This is a genomic window from Nostoc sp., from assembly GCF_036918245.1.
Classification (GTDB): Bacteria; Cyanobacteriota; Cyanobacteriia; order Cyanobacteriales; family Nostocaceae; genus Nostoc.
In genome coordinates, this window is record NZ_JBALEF010000093.1 from 1 (window position 1) to 17,316 (window position 17,316).

Sequence of the window (17,316 nt, forward strand, 5' to 3'; positions counted from 1 at the left end):
GGGCTTCTGGCAATATATCTGTTTGTCAGCTAAGGCACTCAAGGCATTGGCACGATAATACTCATCCTGAATCGCCCTGGCAGCAGCAAGGGCTTCTGGCAATATATCTGGCAGTTTGTCAGCTAAGGCACTCAAGGCATTGGCACGATAATACTCATCCTGAATCGCCTTGGCAGCAGCAAGGGCTTCTGGCAACAACTCTGGTGGCAGTTTGTCAGCTAAGGCACTCAAGGCATTGGCACGATAATACTCATCCTGAATCGCCTTGGCAGCAGCAAGGGCTTCTGGCAATATATCTGGCAGTTTGTCAGCTAAGGCACTCAAGGCATTGGCACGAGAATCCTCATCCTGAATCGCCCTGGCAGCAGCAAGGGCTTCTGGCAACAACTCTGGTGGCAGTTTGTCAGCTAAGGCACTCAAGGTATTGGCACGATAATACTCAGACTGAATCGCCCTGGCAGCAGCAAGGGCTTCTGGCAATATATCTGTTTGTCAGCTAAGGCACTCAAGGCATTGGCACGATAATACTCATCCTGAATCGCCCTGGCAGCAGCAAGGGCTTTTTGCAGTGCTAATTCTTGAAGATTTGGTGTTAAATAATTGACTAGTTCTGTCAGCGAATCGATTTTCTCTTGTGGTTCTGGTTTTTGCAGAGCATAAGCTAGTCCTTGTTCGGGAGTCCACATCTTGTTTTTGACCAAGGCAAGCAATAAATCTACTGGTACATTAGCTGCCAAACTATTCATCGATGCAGTAATCAAAGCATAACGACACTGCAAGCTTAGTGTTGATTCAGTCCAATTCGCTTCTGCTAGTTCCCAGGCACGAGAAATATCTGTGATGTAACCGCCAGTTTGTGCCAATTGTTCTCGCGCTTCATACCAGCCATTGCTTCCAGTTGCAGACTCTTCCCGCAATAACTGGTGAATCTCTTCTAACTGTCCAGCCTTTTCCAAATGCCAAACTAAATACTGATGAATGTAACCATCATCGAGTAAAGTATGCCATAAACCATTCTGGGTTTTCTGCCGATACTTCTTTAAAAAAGCAGCGTGAACATCAGCAAGGTTTAAACCCAACCCAGCCAAATCTCCTGGGCGCTTTGGCTCGGAGGGAGCAGTTAACAAATTACAAGCTAAATCGTGGAATAAATCATGTAAACGATAAGTAGGCATACCATCAGCAAGCGGTACTCCTGTTAATAGCAATGCTTTATTCCGTAAATATTGCAACATCTTGGCAGCATCACGCTTATCCATCTGCCACAGCGTTGCCGCCATCATCTTATTAATGTTGACATCCTCCGGCAATACCCCTAACCAAGAGAAATGCTGCTGCTTTTCTAGTGGCATTCTCTTGACACTCAAATTTAATGATGCGGTTAAACTCAGGCGTTTTAAACTAGCCTCATCGGTAATTTCTTCGGCTTCCGGTCGGTCAAAACTTGTTAATCTGGCTACTTCTTGCTGAATATCCGCCAACAGTTCATTCCAAGTCGTACCACAGGCAACTTCGGCGGCTGCGAGTTCCAATGCTAGGGGAAGATAACCAACGCCTTTGGCTAAATTTTCTGCTGAGTGACGTTCTATGCCTGTAATCTCGCGTCTTAATTTCTTCGTCAGCAATTCCATTGCCTGGTCTGGTTTCATTATATCCAGACTGTAGGTGTTGGCTGCTAAAGCATCGGCAATGTGACCTTCACGAGTAGTTACTAAAACTTGACAACGCGCCCCACCAAAATTAAATGCTTGTGCATCTTCGGTATTCCACGCATCATCCACCACCAGCAACACAGCCTTGTCATAAAGCAGCGTCCGCAAATGCAAGGAACTTGCTGTTACATTTGTAGGTTTAAAGCTATAGTCTCCTAATGCTTGTACCCAGTTACTAAGTAAAGTAAGCACATTGGGTTGTTGACCTAATGTTGCCCAAAGAATGCCATCACAAAAACGAGATTGTATTTCTGCATCATGGGCTAAAGCCGCAGCTAAAGTAGATTTGCCCACCGAACCCAAACCGTGAATCGCAGTAATTACCAAAGTGCGACTATCAGACGATGAACCATTTAAAAGACGAGTCTTTAAATCATCGCTGTACTCTGGGCGTTCTACAAAGTGTGTGGGTAAAGGTGGCGCTTGAAATATTTGTATGTGACCTAACTCCCTAACCCCCTTTTCTACTAGGGAAGGGGGAACATTCAAAGCCTCTCTCCCTGTGGGGGAGAGGTTTGGAGAGGGGTTATTTAATTTCGATTTCTTTGATCTTTTCTTTTCCCACGCTTCATCAAACCCTTTCAGGTTCTTCTCTCTATCCTTTGACCATAGCTTTAAAGTAAAGCGCCAGTCATCAGAACCTTGAGTTTGGAGACGGTTATCTTCCAGAATCTTCAAAAAATCCTTCAGCAAATTCAGCGCCTCTCGAATTTGCACTTTAGTTAACTTGCCAGAATATTTGTCTTTTTGCGTCAGCAACTCCAACACGACTAACGTAGTCTGCACAGTCAGCTTGGGGTTAACGCTGTCTGCTTCTTTCCAGTCGGACTCAATTTTAAAATTACCGTCCTCAAATTCTCCATCGACAAAACAAAGCAACGCCTCTAGCAGACGCTTGACTCGCTTTTGAATCTGAGGCCCATAGGTAGTTCGTGGCATTACATCCAAAAAATTGAGTAAGAAGTTTGAGGCTACCCCATATTGAAACTACCACCCCAAACTCATGTAATCCAGATTCTAAGGCATTTTCAGCAAGATTAGGGTACTTGCTTAGGGACACAACCCCAAAGAGAACCTGTATCTATCAACTCTTTGGGGTACAAACAAATGCAAATTAAGCGTCATATTCTCAGTAAAACCATTGCTTTGTTGCTGGCAATGCAACTATTCTTGATTGGCTTCCAAGCTAAAAGCCGAATCGACCGAGGTAACTCATCAATTGAGGCGTTGATTTGGATGATTCAACAATATATTCCAGTACTGGTTAAAATTCGTAGCTTGCAGGATAAAAGGGAGAAAAACGATTCTCTAAAAAGCAAGAGTAAAAGATGAACCGATTCCCCTCTTAAAAAGCTATGGTGTACGCACAAGTCGCATTACCCCCCTTAATCCCCCCTTATAAAGGGGGGAAACAAGAAATCTTGTTCCCTCCCCTTTATAAGGGGAGGGTTAGGGTGGGGTAAAGTGTATACACGGTAGCCTTATAAAGGGGGAAATAAGAAATCTAGTTGCCTCAGAAGCTGGTTGATTTTTGTGAGCTTCCACTGCCCCTTATAAAGGGGGAAAATAAGAAATCTGGTTCCCTCCCCAATACATACGGGGAGGGTTAGGGTGGGGTAAAACTGTTAAAAAATTAAGACTCCATCTCCGCCAATTCTAACCACCGTTCAGTCGCCACATCGATCGCTTGCTTAAGATTTTCCACCTGATTATAGAGTTTCTGCACTTGGCTATAATTCCCTGGTGAGACATTCGCTAGTGTTTTCTCGGTTTCTGCCTTTTCAGCCTCTAACTCGGCAATTTTACCTTCCAACTGCTCAAATTCCTTTTTTTCCCAATTGGATAACCTGCGTCGCTTGGTATTCTCTCCATCCTTGGCTGAAGACGCACCATTTTGGACTTCGACATTTTTCGGCTTTTCCTTAGCGTTAGCAGCTTGTTGCTGTGCTTCTTCAGCCTTCTTATAGTCCAGATAAACTGAGTAATTACCTGGATATTGCCGGAGATTACCGCCTTCCTCAAAGGAAAATACTGTGTCGATGGTGCGATCGAGAAAGTAGCGATCGTGAGAAACTACAATTACACATCCGGCAAAATCTTCTAAATAATCTTCTAATACTGCCAATGTCTGGACATCTAAATCGTTTGTCGGTTCATCTAAAATTAAGACATTGGGCGCACTCATCAAAACCCGCAACAGAAATAAACGGCGTTTTTCACCACCCGAAAGTTTACTAATTGGGGCATACTGCTGATTACCAGGAAACAAAAACCGCTCCAACATTTGAGAAGCAGTAATTTGAGTCCCATCGGTAATTTTGATAAACTCTCCTTCTTCTTTGATGTAGTCAATCACGCGCTGATTTTCGTTTAAGGCTGTGAGCAATTCTTCAGAATGCTGGTCAAAATAACCAATGTGAATCGTAGTCCCAATTTCTGCAATGCCGGAATCTGGCTTAACCTGTCCAGTAATAATATCCATTAAAGTGGATTTACCAGCACCATTAGCGCCAATAATGCCGATGCGGTCTTCTGGGCTAAATTCGTAGGTGAAATTATTAATCAGAGTGCGTCCATTGTATGCCTTAGAAACGTTATCTAATTCAATAACTTTTTTACCAATGCGACGACCAACTGTCGAAATATCAACTTTACCCTGAACTTGTTTAAATTCAGTATCCCGCAGAGCGTGAGCGCGGTCAATTCTAGCTTTTTGCTTGGTACTTCTGGCTTTTGGCCCTTTTTTGAGCCATTCTAACTCGCGGCGCAACAAGCCTTGATGTTTACGTTGACTACTTACGGCAGATTCTTCAGCTAAAGCTTTCTTTTCCAGGTAATATGAATAGTTACCTGTATAAGTGTAAATGTCGCCTCGGTCAATTTCAATAATCCGATTGGTAACGCGATCTAGAAAGTAGCGATCGTGGGTAATCAGAAAAAGTGCGCCGCGATAGCGATTTAAATAACTTTGTAACCATTCTACAGAAAGAGCATCAAGATGGTTTGTCGGTTCATCCATGAGCAAAGCATCTGGTTCTGATAGCAAGGCTGATGCTAAAGCAATGCGCTTACGATAACCTCCAGATAAAGTACTTATCTTGGCATCAAAGTCAGAAATTCCTAATTTTGTGAGGATGATTTTGGCATTAGTTTCTAGTTCCCAAGCACCAGTCGTATCCATTCGTTGCATCACCACAGAAAGGCGAGACATCAGTTGACTATCATCTGGATAATGAACCAATTTATCAGAAAGTTCTTCATACTCGCGTACTAAAGCCATGTGTTCGCCACTGTCGGCGAAAACTTGCTCTAAAACTGTGTGATTTTCATCTAAATCTGGCTGCTGGGGTAAGTAGATAATTTTAGAACCGGAGTTAATTAAAATTTGACCGCTATCTATCGATTCTAGCCCAGCGATCATTTTTAATAAGGTTGATTTACCAGAACCATTAGTACCAATTAATCCAACTTTATCGGTAGCATCAAGGCTAAAGCTAGCATCTTTTAAAATTTCCTTGATGCCAAAGTCTTTTTTTACTGATTGTAGTGTAATAATACTCATAAGATTGAAGTCATTAATTATTTTTCATTAGTGAATAGGTAAGGCAAATACCTTACCTACATTCGCCGAATTCTATACAAATAAGTCCAAGGGAAGGTGTCCATACATTTCGTTGATTCCATCTTCGTCATAAGACTGGCAAGATACTAATACACCACGATGATGTCCATCATAAGAATCAAGATAACACAAGCCATTTTTACCATTTAATTTGATATAAACTGGGCCTTCGGGTGTAAGTAAATTGTTTGGTGGTTCATAACCCAAAGCCAGAGAATAGGTTTTCATCGCCAATATTCCTTCTTCTGCTGTATCAGCACAAATTCCTAAAATTTGGTAATCAGTAAGCTTGGTAAGCAAAATTAAAGCATTACGAATTACTACTTTTTGTGATGAGTTGAGGATAGGGGCAATGTCTAGACAGTTGAATTTGTTCAGTAATTTTTTCGCTTCTTCGGCAGTGAGATTCTGAGGATTTGGGGTTGACATAAACTTCGACTATTATCTTGTTGGTTTTTCTGTGGTGTTTGAGTTGGCACTGACCCAACTTATACCATTTTGAATTTTAGATTTTGAATTGGGAATAGTCCAATGTATTGTAAAATTTGTCTGAGGTCAGAGCAAATTCCATAACTTTAGACCTTGTTATCTGATGCCCACTTCCCTTTTACGGTTGATTTTGGACATTCCCAAGGTTGAATATGAAGGGTACGCCATTTTTTGAGTCACTACCCATAACCAGGACTTTGGGCATCTGAGCGCCGCCAGTCTTCCAAGCTTCAATTGCTTCTTTTTGCAGAACCAACTGTCCTCCTTGGGCTTTGAGTGTTTCTGCTAAGAGTCTTTGAGCTTCTGCCCTACCTTTGGCACGATTAATGTCTGCTTGGGCTTCTTGTTCAGCTTCCCGTGCTACATAAACGGCTCTTTGCGCGCGTTGTTCAGCAATTTGTTTTTCTTCGACTGCTCTGGCAAATTCTGGCGAGAATGCTAAATCAACTACGCTAGTATCTAACACAATTATCCCATATTTGTCTAAGCGATCGCCTAAGGCATTATCAAAGTCTTCTTTCAATTCACTTCTTTTGGTAATCGCTTCTTCTACTGTTCTTCTAGCTGCGGCAATTTTAAATGCTTCTTGTGTTTGGGGCGCAATGATTTTTGATACTATATTCGCTAATGTTCCTTGTTTTCTTCTAACTTCAACTACCTTAATCGGATCGAGGCGAAAGTTAATTGCAAATCTCGCAGATAAATTTTGCAAATCTTTAGTAGAACTTTCTGCTGGGACTTCAAATTTTTGCACTGTTAAATCATACACATCTATCACGGTGATAAAAGGCGGTTTTACATGAATACCTTCCAATAAAGCGCCATCTCTCGCTTTACCCAAGATGCTGATTACTCCTGCTTGTCCTGGGTTAATAATGATAAAAGAATTTAGCCCAATAATCACTAGTATTGCTAACACAATTCCAAAAACTGTGGTTTGCCAATTACCCAATTGCTGATTTTTCAAATTCCTCTCTCCAATATTGAGTTAGTCATTGGTCATTGGTCATTTGTCATTTGTCATTTGTCATTAGTTATTTCTTATTCTCCCCCTGCTCCCCCGGTTACTGAGCGCAGTCGAAGTATGCACCCCTGCTCCCCACTCCCCAGTTCTTGAATAAACTCAGTTACTAGTTTCTCATTAGTCTGTCTGAATCAATCTTCTGACTCAGGACTTAGGACTCAAGACTTTGTTCCGTGGTAATATCAGTCACACGAAACCGCAAAAAGCCGTGGCTACTGCATTAAAATCTCATCGGGCATCAAGAAGGCGTAAACATTCAACGCATCCTCTCCAGCGTTTGCTTGAGTATGGACACCAGTATCGTAAACAAATTTGGCTGGCGACTATTTATTCTACCCTCAATAAATTTTTTGACTTAGCACCACCCGGCTTAATTGGCGTGGCGGTGGATGTGGTAGTCAAGCAACAGGATTCTATAATTGCACAGTTAGGGGTACGCGATGTCTTTGAACAATTTTTGATTATTTCCTTCCTGACTGTGATCATTTGGATACTAGAATCTGTTTTTGAGTACGCCTACGCTCGACTTTGGCGGAATTTGGCTCAGAATATTCAGCATGACTTGCGTTTGGATGCATACAAACATTTGCAAGAGTTGGAGTTGGCTTATTTTGAAGAACGCAGTACTGGCGGTTTAATGTCTATCCTCAGTGATGATATTAACCAATTAGAGCGGTTTTTGGATGGGGGAGCAAATGATATCATCCAAGTTTCTGCAACTGTTCTAATTATTGGTGCTGCTTTCTTTATTTTGGCTCCTAGTGTAGCGTGGATGGCTTTGTCTCCGATGCCATTCATCCTCTGGGGTTCTTTTGCCTACCAACGACTACTTGCGCCTCGCTACGCTAATGTGCGAGAAAAGGTAGGTTTTCTGAATTCGCGGTTGTCAAACAATATCAGCGGAATTACTACTATTAAAAGCTTCACATCTGAAGCTTATGAAGCCTCTCGTTTGGAATTAGATAGTGACGCTTATCGCCGCAGTAATTCTAAGGCAATTACTCTTTCTGCTGCTTTTGTCCCGTTAATTCGGATGCTAATTTTGGTTGGGTTCACGGCATTACTTTTGTATGGGGGGATGGCAGCAGTTTCTGGAGAAATGTCTGTAGGTACTTACAGCGTATTAGTGTTTTTAATCCAGCGCTTGCTGTGGCCTTTAACTAGATTAGGCGAAACATTTGACCAATATCAAAGGGCAATGGCTTCTACTAATCGAGTTATGAATTTATTGGATACCCCTATCGCTATTCATACAGGTGATGTGGCGTTACCTGTGGATGAAGTACGCGGTGAAGTTAAATTTAACAATGTTTATTTTGCCTATAAAGATAGATTTCCAGTAATTAAAAATCTGTCTTTGGATATTCCGGCGGGAAAAACCATTGCAATTGTCGGTTCAACTGGTTCTGGTAAAAGCACTTTAGTCAAACTTTTGTTGCGGTTGTACGAAGTGCAAGCTGGAAGCATTACTCTCGATGGTATTGATTTGCAAAGTTTGAATTTGCAAGATTTGCGCCGCTGCATTGGTTTGGTGAGTCAAGATGTCTTTCTATTTCATGGCACTGTAGCGGAGAATATTGCTTATGGTAGCTTTGAGACTCCAGAGCAAGAAATCATCACGGCGGCGAAGATAGCTGAGGCGCACGAATTTATTATTGAATTGCCCGAAGGTTATGAGACAATTGTGGGGGAAAGAGGACAAAAGTTATCTGGTGGACAAAGACAACGAATTGCGATCGCCCGCGCAGTCTTGAAGAATCCGCCCATTTTGATTTTAGATGAGGCAACCTCGGCGGTGGATAATGAGACAGAAGCGGCAATCCAGCGATCGCTAGAACGGATTACAGTAGATAGAACTACAATTGCGATCGCTCATCGTCTTTCAACTATCCGCAATGCCGATTGCATTTATGTCATGGAACATGGGAAATTAGTAGAGTCGGGAACCCATGAGCAATTGCTGGAGAAAGACGGTATTTATTCCGGCCTCTGGCGTGTACAGTCAGGTTTAAGATAAGTTTTGCCTATTGTCTGTGTCTTCATTACGAATTATTTATGTTTTTTGGTAATAGTCAACCAGAATCAGGTGATACTAAGTGGCGTCACCAGTTGGATAAGTTTGTCAAAGCAAATCAGCAAGAATTGGCGGCGCTTTTTTGGGGATTGTGGTTAGCAAATGGTGACAGTCAGGGTACTGTTGGTATTGATTTGCAACCAACGCCGCATTTTGTTTATTGTCCGAAAGAGCAGATAGAGAATTTAAATATTAAGGTTGAGAATCGGCTTCAGGAAATTTTGGGAATTGTCGAGAATCACAAGCCGGAAATAGAAGTTGTGATGATTGGGATTGGGAAGGGGGAAATTAAGTTAATTCAGTTTGCACCGGAACCAGCACCACCGATTTGTTTTGAGCAAGCTGGGAAGGATGTGGATGGGTTATTGGATGTGCTGGAACAACGGATGAGTAAACAACTGGAACCCTAAACCCATCTTTTATTCCTGTGAACTGGGGATTCAGCTACCAAAAAAATAATCTATTTGATTGGACACTAGTAAATAAGGAGGCTATCCAGTAAGTTGGCAAAGAATGTAAAGCATGGTTATTCATTTGTGCCAGTTCTTTTGAATTTAAGTTTTAACGAGCTATCACAATTCAATTACTCTGCCTATCTTATGTTAAATCTAACTAAAAATGCTTAGGAATTTTCGAATTTTTTTAGTTGCCTCAGCATAACTATTAACTTGTTTTAAACCTTCTTCTAAGTTTTTTATTCCTGTTTTTAATGAAGCCTCATTTTGCTTTGCTTTGCCGACCCAGGCTTCAAGAAAATTAATTGTTAGGTTTTGTTGAAACGCGTATAATTTAGTTTGATCTTGGATAAAATCTTCTTTGGATTTAATATCTTTCCAGTCTGAAGATTCTAGCGTATTGATAATTTGCTGCAATCGAGGTTGTACTGTCTCAAGCTCATCTCCATTATTAATAGACATGATATTAATTCTCCTTGCTACGATTACTTATTAGTAGATACAAAGTTTATAAATGAGTTAGTATCTTGCGTAACTTTGTTTATTTCCTCATTAGATATTTTTAGATTTATAGCATTCCTAAAACTATTTGAAAAATCTTCTAAGAGAGAGATTGAGCTATTTATTCCGACTATAGTGTTGATATCTGAATTAAAAATATCCTGCCGAGTTTTAATCCAATTTGTTAGATCATCTGCTAATAGCAACTGTTGATTTTTTAATGGTGTTACAATCAGGCGAGTTTCTTGTAGTTCTTGTTTGTATTTAATATTAGATTCTACAATATCCTTAATTTTTTTTAAAAGTTCTTGTTGTAATTGTAACTCTTGAAAAATTACCTTACTGTTTCTTTCTAATTCTTTTTTTATTGTGTTATTTATTTTGTTGCTAACCTCTATTTGTCCAATTTGAGCAAATAAACCTGGTATGTTAATTGGACTAGGACTTAAGTCAAGTATCTTTGCTCGACTCATCTGTAGCCCGCTTAAAGTATTTTCAATATCTGCTTCAACTCTCTCAGGTGCGTCCGAGGTAGCTAGTTCTTGAAGCTTATAAAAGTAAGATTGTAAAAGTCGATTATGATTACGAACCTCAGTGAATAAATCAAGTATTTTTTTATCTTTTTGTGATAACTGTCTATATTCCACTTCATTTTCCTTTTTAGTATAATAACCAGTAACTCCTAAATAATTTCTTAAAACCACTTCTGAAGTGGTTTGGATTTGAATATCACCAGCTTCTTCTAATAGCTGGTCAGTAGCTTCAGTATAATCATCTGCGGCTTTGGCTAGTTTTTTATACTCTTCATTAGACCGACAGCTAGTTGTTAAAGCTGCTATAACAGTAACTACTGCTACTGTTTTATGAAGTTTTTTGAACATATAAATTTCTCTACTTTCAAGAAGTGCTGATATATAATATCCATCCAATTTCTGACTTCAGAAAAAACTGGATTGTATGATGGTGTTGTGATATCGACTGATCTAAGAAATTTTTTTAGCGATCGCAATTGTTCAATAATATTACCAACGCTAATCTCATCTTAAAAATCGGCTAAACCGAATTTATTAGCCAAGTAAGTATTACAAATAAAGTATACAAGCAGAAAACTAGATATTGCAGATAATATTTGCAATACTCGGTCTTTAGCTGTTATTTTTAGCTTTTCTATTAAGGATAAAAACAGTTTACTAGTATTTACTTTCTTGCATACTACATTCTGTATGTTTAACCGAAGGCTGCTGTATCCACATCTATCTTAAGACATATTTATAGTCAAAAATAAAATTACAAATAAATTAGACCGACTATTGGAACAATGGTTAGTACCTCGTCTGGTACGGTGGGGAGAATACCTAAAAACCAAAATTAGGCAATACAAGCATCAAGAACTGAAGAGTCAATTAAATACCGCAACAAAAACATTATGAATAATTCGCCCACAAGCAAGAGAGTCAGGATAATTTGTAATTCGTAATTCATAATTCGTAATTATTTCCTTATACAACAATCCTAAATCAGTTGTGAGAGACAAATGGCTGAAATGGCTAAAAAGACTATAAATACGTACTTTTTATCTTCGTATTTTCTGACGTTTAAATTCGGATTGCTATAGCGCTCTTTAGTTACTCTCGCCAGAAAATAAAACAATCATCCTTGCTATACAAGACTTTCATTTCAAAGAGATGATTTGAGCCATAATGTTAGAAAATAAAGCTCCAAACCCAGTTTCTGTCACTTGTTTATAAGTTGACTTAAATTTTTATTTGACCAGAGTGATGAAAGAGCAATAGTAGGGTGGGTAGTTCACTCCCCACCCTAGTTGCCTAAACTAGCGCTGGTGTATTTGCACGCTTTACTTGAGGTGTTGCAACCATCCGCATTCCGGCTGGTGCAGCTAAAGTTAACCCACGGCGCACAGGACGCACGGGACGTTTATTCACTAGCGAAACTTGAAATTCTGACAAAACAGTTGCCAAGACAATTTTCATTTCATACTGAGCAAATGCCATTCCAATGCAGCGACGATTACCGCCACCAAAGGGTAAATATTCATAAGGTGAATATTGTCTTTCTAAAAAGCGTTCTGGTTTGAACTGCTTGGATTGTGGGTAGACTTCTTCTCGATGATGCGCTAAATAAATACTGGGGACTATTACCGTTCCCTCTCGCAGTTCGTAGCCCATAATTGTAATTGGGGTCTTCACTATCCGCGGGAAAGCAGTCATGACAATTGGGTAAATTCGCAGTGTTTCTTGGTAAACTGCTGTTAAATAGGGCAATTTAGCTACACTACTTAAATCTGGGTTAACTCCAAGGGTGTTGAGTTCCTGTAACAACTTCTCACGCACCTCTGGTAAACGATCAATCCAGTAAAAAGCCCATGTCAATGCCGAAGCGGTAGTTTCATGTCCCGCAACTAGCAGTGTCATTAACTCGTCGTGTAATTCTTCATCTGACATCCCTTGACCATCGTCGTAACGAGCAGCCATCATCAAACTTAGGATATCTTGGCGATTTTGATCGAGTTCAGCCCGACGTTCTCGAAGTAAAGCATAAATCAGTTGATCAATTTTTTGCCGTTGTTGCAAAACCCAGCCCCACGGACTCCACGCACCGAAATCTTTTTGCATGAACTGGAAAAAGAAGGCACTGGACATTACGGGCGAAGTGATGAAGTCTAGTAAGTCACTTAGCGATCGCTTCAGTTCCTCAAAAAGCTGTCCATCATTTAAACCAAATACAACCCGTAAAATAACACGCAAGGTGATTTCTTGCATCGACTTACGGATATTAAAAGGCTTGGCAATTTGCCATTCATTAGTCACTTGTCGGGTTATTTCCCGAATTTCCTCGCCGTAAGCCCGCATTCTTTCGCCATGAAAGGGAGGAGCTAATAATTGCCGTTGGCGCTGGTGGCGATCGCCATCCGCTAACATAAAGGAGCGATCACCAAGTAAAAATTTTAGTCCTATGTTCCCCCTGCCAACCTCAAAATGCCTGGAATCAGCAGTAAAAATCTGTTCAAGCGCTTGGGGTTGACTAAAATATATTAGATGGTTATCCGAGCGATTACTCCTGATTGTGAAAGTGTCACCGTAAATTTGGGCAAAATCATCCACATATTTCAGTGGTTGACTAATAAACTTGATCATCCTTAGCCAGCGCGGCATTTGGGGACCATCAGGCAAATTGTAAGTGTAAGTTGTTGTCATAGAACTTTGTGGAGTTGATGGCTTCTGAATTTTATTGTTACGACTTTTCATGTTACTTAGGGTTACAGAAAGCGGTATATTCATCATTGGGGACTAGAGACTGGAAACTGGGGACTGAAAAAGAAGACAAAGAGGAAATAACAACTCTTGTACAGACGCGATTAATCGCGTCTCTACTCCTAACTCAGCACTCAGCACTCAGAACTCAGCACTCAAAAGGCAGCATCGGAAGCAAGCAGTGCCAAAAATCATCGCTATTCTCAACGGTAAAGGAGGAGTCGGTAAAACGACTACCGCAGTCAATCTGGCTGCAAACTTTGCGAAGAAAAAAAAGGTGCTGCTGATTGATGCAGATATTCAAGGTTCTGCTAGTTGGTGGTTTGGGCGTAGTCAGCAGGGAATGGGATTTGATTTATCTCAAGAAACCGATCCTGCACTTTTAAGTGATTTAGTAAAGATAACAGGTTACGATTTAGTAGTGGTGGATACACCTCCCGCCCTGCGCTCTGAAGCATTAGTGGCGGTAGTTGCGATCGCAGACTATCTAGTTTTGCCTACACCCCCAGCCGCAATGGATTTAGCTATCCTAGTGGAAACAGTTAAGGAAGCCGTCATCCCCGTGGGTACTCCCCATCGGGTACTGCTTACCAAAGTTGATACGCGCAGTATGGGGGAAGCACTAGAAGCAAAAAACACTCTTACTCGATTAGGTATTCCTGCTTGTAATACCTTTATCCGTGCTTATAAGGCTCATGAACGAGCGGCACTTGAGGGTGTAGCGATTAGTGAATGGCGAGGAAGTAATGCACGGGAGGCGGAGTTAGACTACCGCCGTGCAGCTGATGAATTACAGCGTGATTGGAATTGGAGAAAATAATAATGGCTAGGAAACAAAGTCTCTCTGACTTACTACAAGAAGAGGCGCAAAAATTTACACCCTCAGAAGGTGAATCTGCGATCGAAATTACAGCAGAAGAAATTGCCGAAGAACAGGCTTCATCTGATGAAGAATCCTCAGCCCAAACATCTGAGGCAAATTCTACTAAGCGCACAAGCCCAACTAAGGCTGATTTAGAAGCAACTGTCAAAGAGTTGACAACTAATCTGGAAAAAAGCAATCAAAATGAAGCATCTCTTGGACAAGAAATTGCTGATTTGCAATCAAAATTATCTAAACAAAAAACATTAGCATCCGAACATAAATCATTAGTACAACAGGTTACAAAAGAACTTGAAGAAACCAAAAAAACAGCACTGCAACTAGCAGAAGCGAATTCCAAGCTGATCGAAGAAATTAATGCTTTAAAACAAACAGCAGAAGATAATTCTAAACTTGCTGTAGCTGTCAAAGAAACTAGTGCTATAAAACCCGTAAAAGAACAGTACAATCCATATAACTACAAAAAATCACATCTTTCATCAGAAAGACTACCTCAAAATCAACCAGATGAGTATGCTGGTAGTGTTGTAAAAGAAACTAGTGCTATAAAACCAGTAAAAGACCACTACAATCCACTTAATTACAAAAAATCACATCGGTCATCGCAACCACTAGCTCAAAATCAACCACAAAATCAACCAAATGAGTATCCTGAGAGTTCTAATGAGATGTGGTTACTTGACTAGTACAGCTTGGCGCAAATCCAGCTAGCCACGATTAACCAGACAAGGGGATTTTGCCCCTTGTCAAAGGTAGGCAAACTTCCGCCACAGTATACCCTCGTATTTTTTTTAGACGTTCTCCCCAAATACATCCAATAAGGTGCAAGAGATGCATAAGATTTCTTAGCTTTGAACTACAATTAAACTCGAAAGTCTAAAATATGTTGTGCGGTGATTTGTGGTTGTTCCAAGTGAGGGAGATGACCGCAATCTGGAATCCAGGTGAGAGTACTGTGTGGAATTGCCCTTTTAAATCTTATGGCATCCCTAGTACCCAAAATTTTATCAGAATCGCCCCACCAAATTAGCGTTAGTTGCACAATTTTTGATATAATATCAAATCCAAAAGCACTGTAACCACCACTTTTAGTGAAAGCAATCAAAGCTTGATGCCAACTCGGCATTTGTAAATGTAATGCTCCACAACATAACGCATCGATAGAGGCAAGACTTTGATTTTTGTATCCAATCCGGGAAACGCGTAGACGCAAAGCGGCTTGTCGTCAGACATCGCGCACTTTCATATTACTTAAAAACTGAGTTGCTAAATAATCTAATGGGGGAAACATGAATTTGCTCAATGGCGAACCACCTGCTAACCCCGCACTATCAATTAACACCAGCTTTTCTACGACTTCTGGGTAAGCCAACGTAAAATCAATCGCCGTCGCACCGCCCATCGAAGCGCCCACCAAAATTACAGGTTGGTTGATTAGGCTTTTCCAGAAATAATAAAGATGGTTTTAATCGCAGTTGGGCTATAGGCAATTCCTGAAAGTCTATCTGTAAATCCAAAACCCAACAAATCCACTGCCCAAGTTTCATTATCTTTAGAAAGTAGTGGCAAAAGCCGCCGAAATTCTAATACAGAACTGTCAAAGCCGTGAATTAATAAAATCGGACTTCCACCACACCCTTGCTTGACATAGGTGGTGGTAACTGGTTGATTAGTTAAAGGAGTAGCGATCGCAGTTGTTTGAATACTCTGAGCTAGTGCGATCGAAGTAGGTTCTATGAGTTGCTCAACTGCCGTAGGAAGAAAATTCGGAAACATAAATTTCAGTTTATCGTACTAGCTTGTCTCTACGCATAACTGATTTTGTTAAACAATAAAGTTACACAATCTAAGATGCTGAGGTATTATTTGTAATATCTAAAACATAAACCAGTGAGTTATCAAAATATTCTAACTCCCAAAAGACGCGATTAATCGCGTCTCCACTCCCCCAAAAAATATGGCATCAAAGAAAGTTTTCCAAAATGTCAAAATGGGGACTAAAGCCACGTACAATTAAAGTCGCTTATCCCTTAATTCAGGAGCTAATGCCATGCCAATGGCGGTTGGCGTAATTGAAACTTTAGGTTTTCCGAGTGTCTTAGCAGCAGCAGATGCAATGGTCAAAGCTGCCGCAGTCACAATTGTCTATTATGGTCAAGCGGAAAGTGCTCGCTTGTTAGTCGCCGTCCGGGGACACGTTTCTGAAGTAAATAGAGCTGTTGAAGCCGGAATTGCAGCTGGAGAGGAAGTAAAGGTTGGTACAGTAATTACCCACTACATCGTTCCCAATCCCCCAGAAAATGTCGAAACCATATTACCAATCCATTTCACTGAAGAATCAGAACCTTTCCGTATCTTCTAAGCAATTTTGCTATCAAAATCTGTAGCGAAGCTTCGTACAATTAACTTGTAGCCCCCAGTTTATTCATACAGGAGATTAATAATGTCATTACAGGCAATTGGAGCACTTGAAACGAAAGGTTTTCCTGCGGTGCTAGCAGCAGCAGATGCGATGGTAAAAGCTGGTCGAGTTACCCTCGTTGGTTATATCAGAGTAGGTAGCGCTCGTTTTACAGTTAATATTCGTGGCGATGTTTCTGAAGTAAAAGCCGCTATGGCTGCCGGTATTGAAGCCGCAGAAAATGTTTATGGCGGTACCCTAGAATCCTGGGTGATTATTCCTCGTCCCCATGAAAACGTTGAAGCTGTTCTACCAATTGCCTACACAGAACAAGTCCAAGGGTATCGAGAATCTGTAGAAAATCCCATTGTTAGATCGAACAATCGATAGATTCAACCTCCTGCGGGGGAATTCAAAACAAAAAATTCCCATAAATGAATTTAAAGAGAAGTTTTTTGTCAGGCTTCTGACTATCAAAACTTTAGAAGATTACATTCATTCTGTTTTTAGATTTTGCAGAAGTTGAATTTTGAAGCAGAGGTAAAGCAACTTTCAGAGTCAATAGTCAAAACCAACATTGACTGTTGACTATTCGTTTTTAGGAATATAAAAGTTTTAAGAATAACTTACCAATATCAAAGGTGTAGTTGTGACTGAAGCTAGTTTAAAAAAGATAAATTTGTCTATCAATCCCTACTATTCAAAATAGCGTAGGCGTAGGCCGTCGTAGACATCGCCACATAGGATACTGAGACTAATTCCACGCTATAGCTATAGTATTTATCTAAGATTTTATACAACGACTTACCAAACATCCTTTGAAATGCTAATTACCGTATATACACTTAATTAAATCAATAAATATCACAAAATGTAACTTAAT

At 40.4% G+C, this 17,316-nt stretch carries 14 protein-coding genes and 2 pseudogenes; 7 read left to right on the forward strand and 9 right to left on the reverse strand.

Annotated elements, in window-relative coordinates:
* Positions 1 to 480, reverse strand: a pseudogene (locus tag V7L12_RS25965) (hypothetical protein); the annotation flags it as partial.
* Positions 417 to 2,651: an NB-ARC domain-containing protein gene (locus V7L12_RS25970; RefSeq protein WP_335088758.1), complete on the reverse strand. Its 2,235-nt coding sequence runs from the start codon at positions 2,649 to 2,651 to the stop codon at positions 417 to 419. The gene V7L12_RS25970 and the pseudogene V7L12_RS25965, both read right to left, overlap by 64 nt.
* A 168-nt stretch (positions 2,652 to 2,819) precedes the next feature.
* Here V7L12_RS25970 and V7L12_RS25975 point away from each other — a divergent pair, with 168 nt between their 5' ends.
* The gene (locus V7L12_RS25975) at positions 2,820 to 3,044 is read left to right on the forward strand and encodes a hypothetical protein (protein WP_335088760.1); all 225 of its coding nucleotides are present in this window, start codon (positions 2,820 to 2,822) and stop codon (positions 3,042 to 3,044) included.
* Positions 3,045 to 3,345: 301 nt separating this feature from the next.
* On the opposite strand, the gene V7L12_RS25980 is transcribed toward V7L12_RS25975, so the two are convergent.
* From V7L12_RS25980 to V7L12_RS25990, 3 genes are all read right to left on the reverse strand, one after another.
* Positions 3,346 to 5,274, reverse strand: coding sequence for an ABC-F family ATP-binding cassette domain-containing protein (locus V7L12_RS25980; RefSeq protein ID WP_335088761.1), 1,929 nt, complete (start codon positions 5,272 to 5,274; stop codon positions 3,346 to 3,348).
* Positions 5,275 to 5,346: 72 nt separating this feature from the next.
* A complete protein-coding gene (locus tag V7L12_RS25985) occupies positions 5,347 to 5,763 on the reverse strand; it encodes a DUF1824 family protein (RefSeq protein ID WP_335088763.1) in 417 nt (138 codons plus the stop codon).
* Positions 5,764 to 5,941: 178 nt separating this feature from the next.
* A complete protein-coding gene (locus V7L12_RS25990) occupies positions 5,942 to 6,790 on the reverse strand; it encodes a prohibitin family protein (protein WP_335088765.1) in 849 nt (282 codons plus the stop codon).
* 265 nt (positions 6,791 to 7,055) lie between these two features.
* On the opposite strand from V7L12_RS25990, the gene V7L12_RS25995 reads away from it, so the two are divergent.
* On the forward strand, positions 7,056 to 8,864 hold the full coding sequence (locus V7L12_RS25995; protein ID WP_335088767.1) for an ABC transporter ATP-binding protein: 1,809 nt from the start codon (positions 7,056 to 7,058) through the stop codon (positions 8,862 to 8,864).
* 38 nt (positions 8,865 to 8,902) lie between these two features.
* On the forward strand, positions 8,903 to 9,331 hold the full coding sequence (gene ccmS, locus V7L12_RS26000) for a beta-carboxysome assembly chaperone CcmS (protein ID WP_335088769.1): 429 nt from the start codon (positions 8,903 to 8,905) through the stop codon (positions 9,329 to 9,331).
* 198 nt (positions 9,332 to 9,529) lie between these two features.
* Here the strand turns inward: ccmS and V7L12_RS26005 are convergent, their stop codons facing one another.
* The 3 genes from V7L12_RS26005 to V7L12_RS26015 form a co-directional block, all read right to left on the reverse strand.
* Positions 9,530 to 9,838: a hypothetical protein gene (locus V7L12_RS26005; protein WP_335088771.1), complete on the reverse strand. Its 309-nt coding sequence runs from the start codon at positions 9,836 to 9,838 to the stop codon at positions 9,530 to 9,532.
* 23 nt (positions 9,839 to 9,861) lie between these two features.
* Entirely contained in the window at positions 9,862 to 10,806 is a 945-nt protein-coding gene (locus V7L12_RS26010; protein ID WP_334822416.1) for a hypothetical protein, read from the reverse strand.
* An 897-nt stretch (positions 10,807 to 11,703) separates the two neighbouring features.
* Positions 11,704 to 13,092 (reverse strand): cytochrome P450, encoded by a 1,389-nt coding sequence (locus V7L12_RS26015; protein ID WP_335088773.1) that lies wholly within the window; start codon positions 13,090 to 13,092, stop codon positions 11,704 to 11,706.
* A 238-nt stretch (positions 13,093 to 13,330) separates the two neighbouring features.
* Between V7L12_RS26015 and V7L12_RS26020 the strand changes: the two genes are divergently transcribed.
* Both V7L12_RS26020 and V7L12_RS26025 read left to right on the forward strand, forming a co-directional pair.
* Positions 13,331 to 13,969, forward strand: coding sequence for a ParA family protein (locus V7L12_RS26020; RefSeq protein WP_335088775.1), 639 nt, complete (start codon positions 13,331 to 13,333; stop codon positions 13,967 to 13,969).
* A 2-nt stretch (positions 13,970 to 13,971) separates the two neighbouring features.
* Positions 13,972 to 14,718, forward strand: a complete 747-nt coding sequence (locus V7L12_RS26025) for a hypothetical protein (RefSeq protein WP_335088777.1) — start codon at positions 13,972 to 13,974, stop codon at positions 14,716 to 14,718.
* A 176-nt stretch (positions 14,719 to 14,894) separates the two neighbouring features.
* Here the strand turns inward: V7L12_RS26025 and V7L12_RS26030 are convergent.
* Positions 14,895 to 15,808, reverse strand: a pseudogene (locus V7L12_RS26030) (alpha/beta fold hydrolase).
* 274 nt (positions 15,809 to 16,082) lie between these two features.
* Here V7L12_RS26030 and V7L12_RS26035 point away from each other — a divergent pair.
* Positions 16,083 to 16,394, forward strand: a complete 312-nt coding sequence (locus V7L12_RS26035) for a BMC domain-containing protein (RefSeq protein ID WP_335007084.1) — start codon at positions 16,083 to 16,085, stop codon at positions 16,392 to 16,394.
* Between the two features lie 81 nt (positions 16,395 to 16,475).
* Complete coding sequence (locus V7L12_RS26040; protein ID WP_104908943.1) at positions 16,476 to 16,823, forward strand: carbon dioxide-concentrating mechanism protein CcmK; 348 nt, start codon at positions 16,476 to 16,478, stop codon at positions 16,821 to 16,823.
* The last annotated feature ends 493 nt before the right edge of the window (positions 16,824 to 17,316 follow it).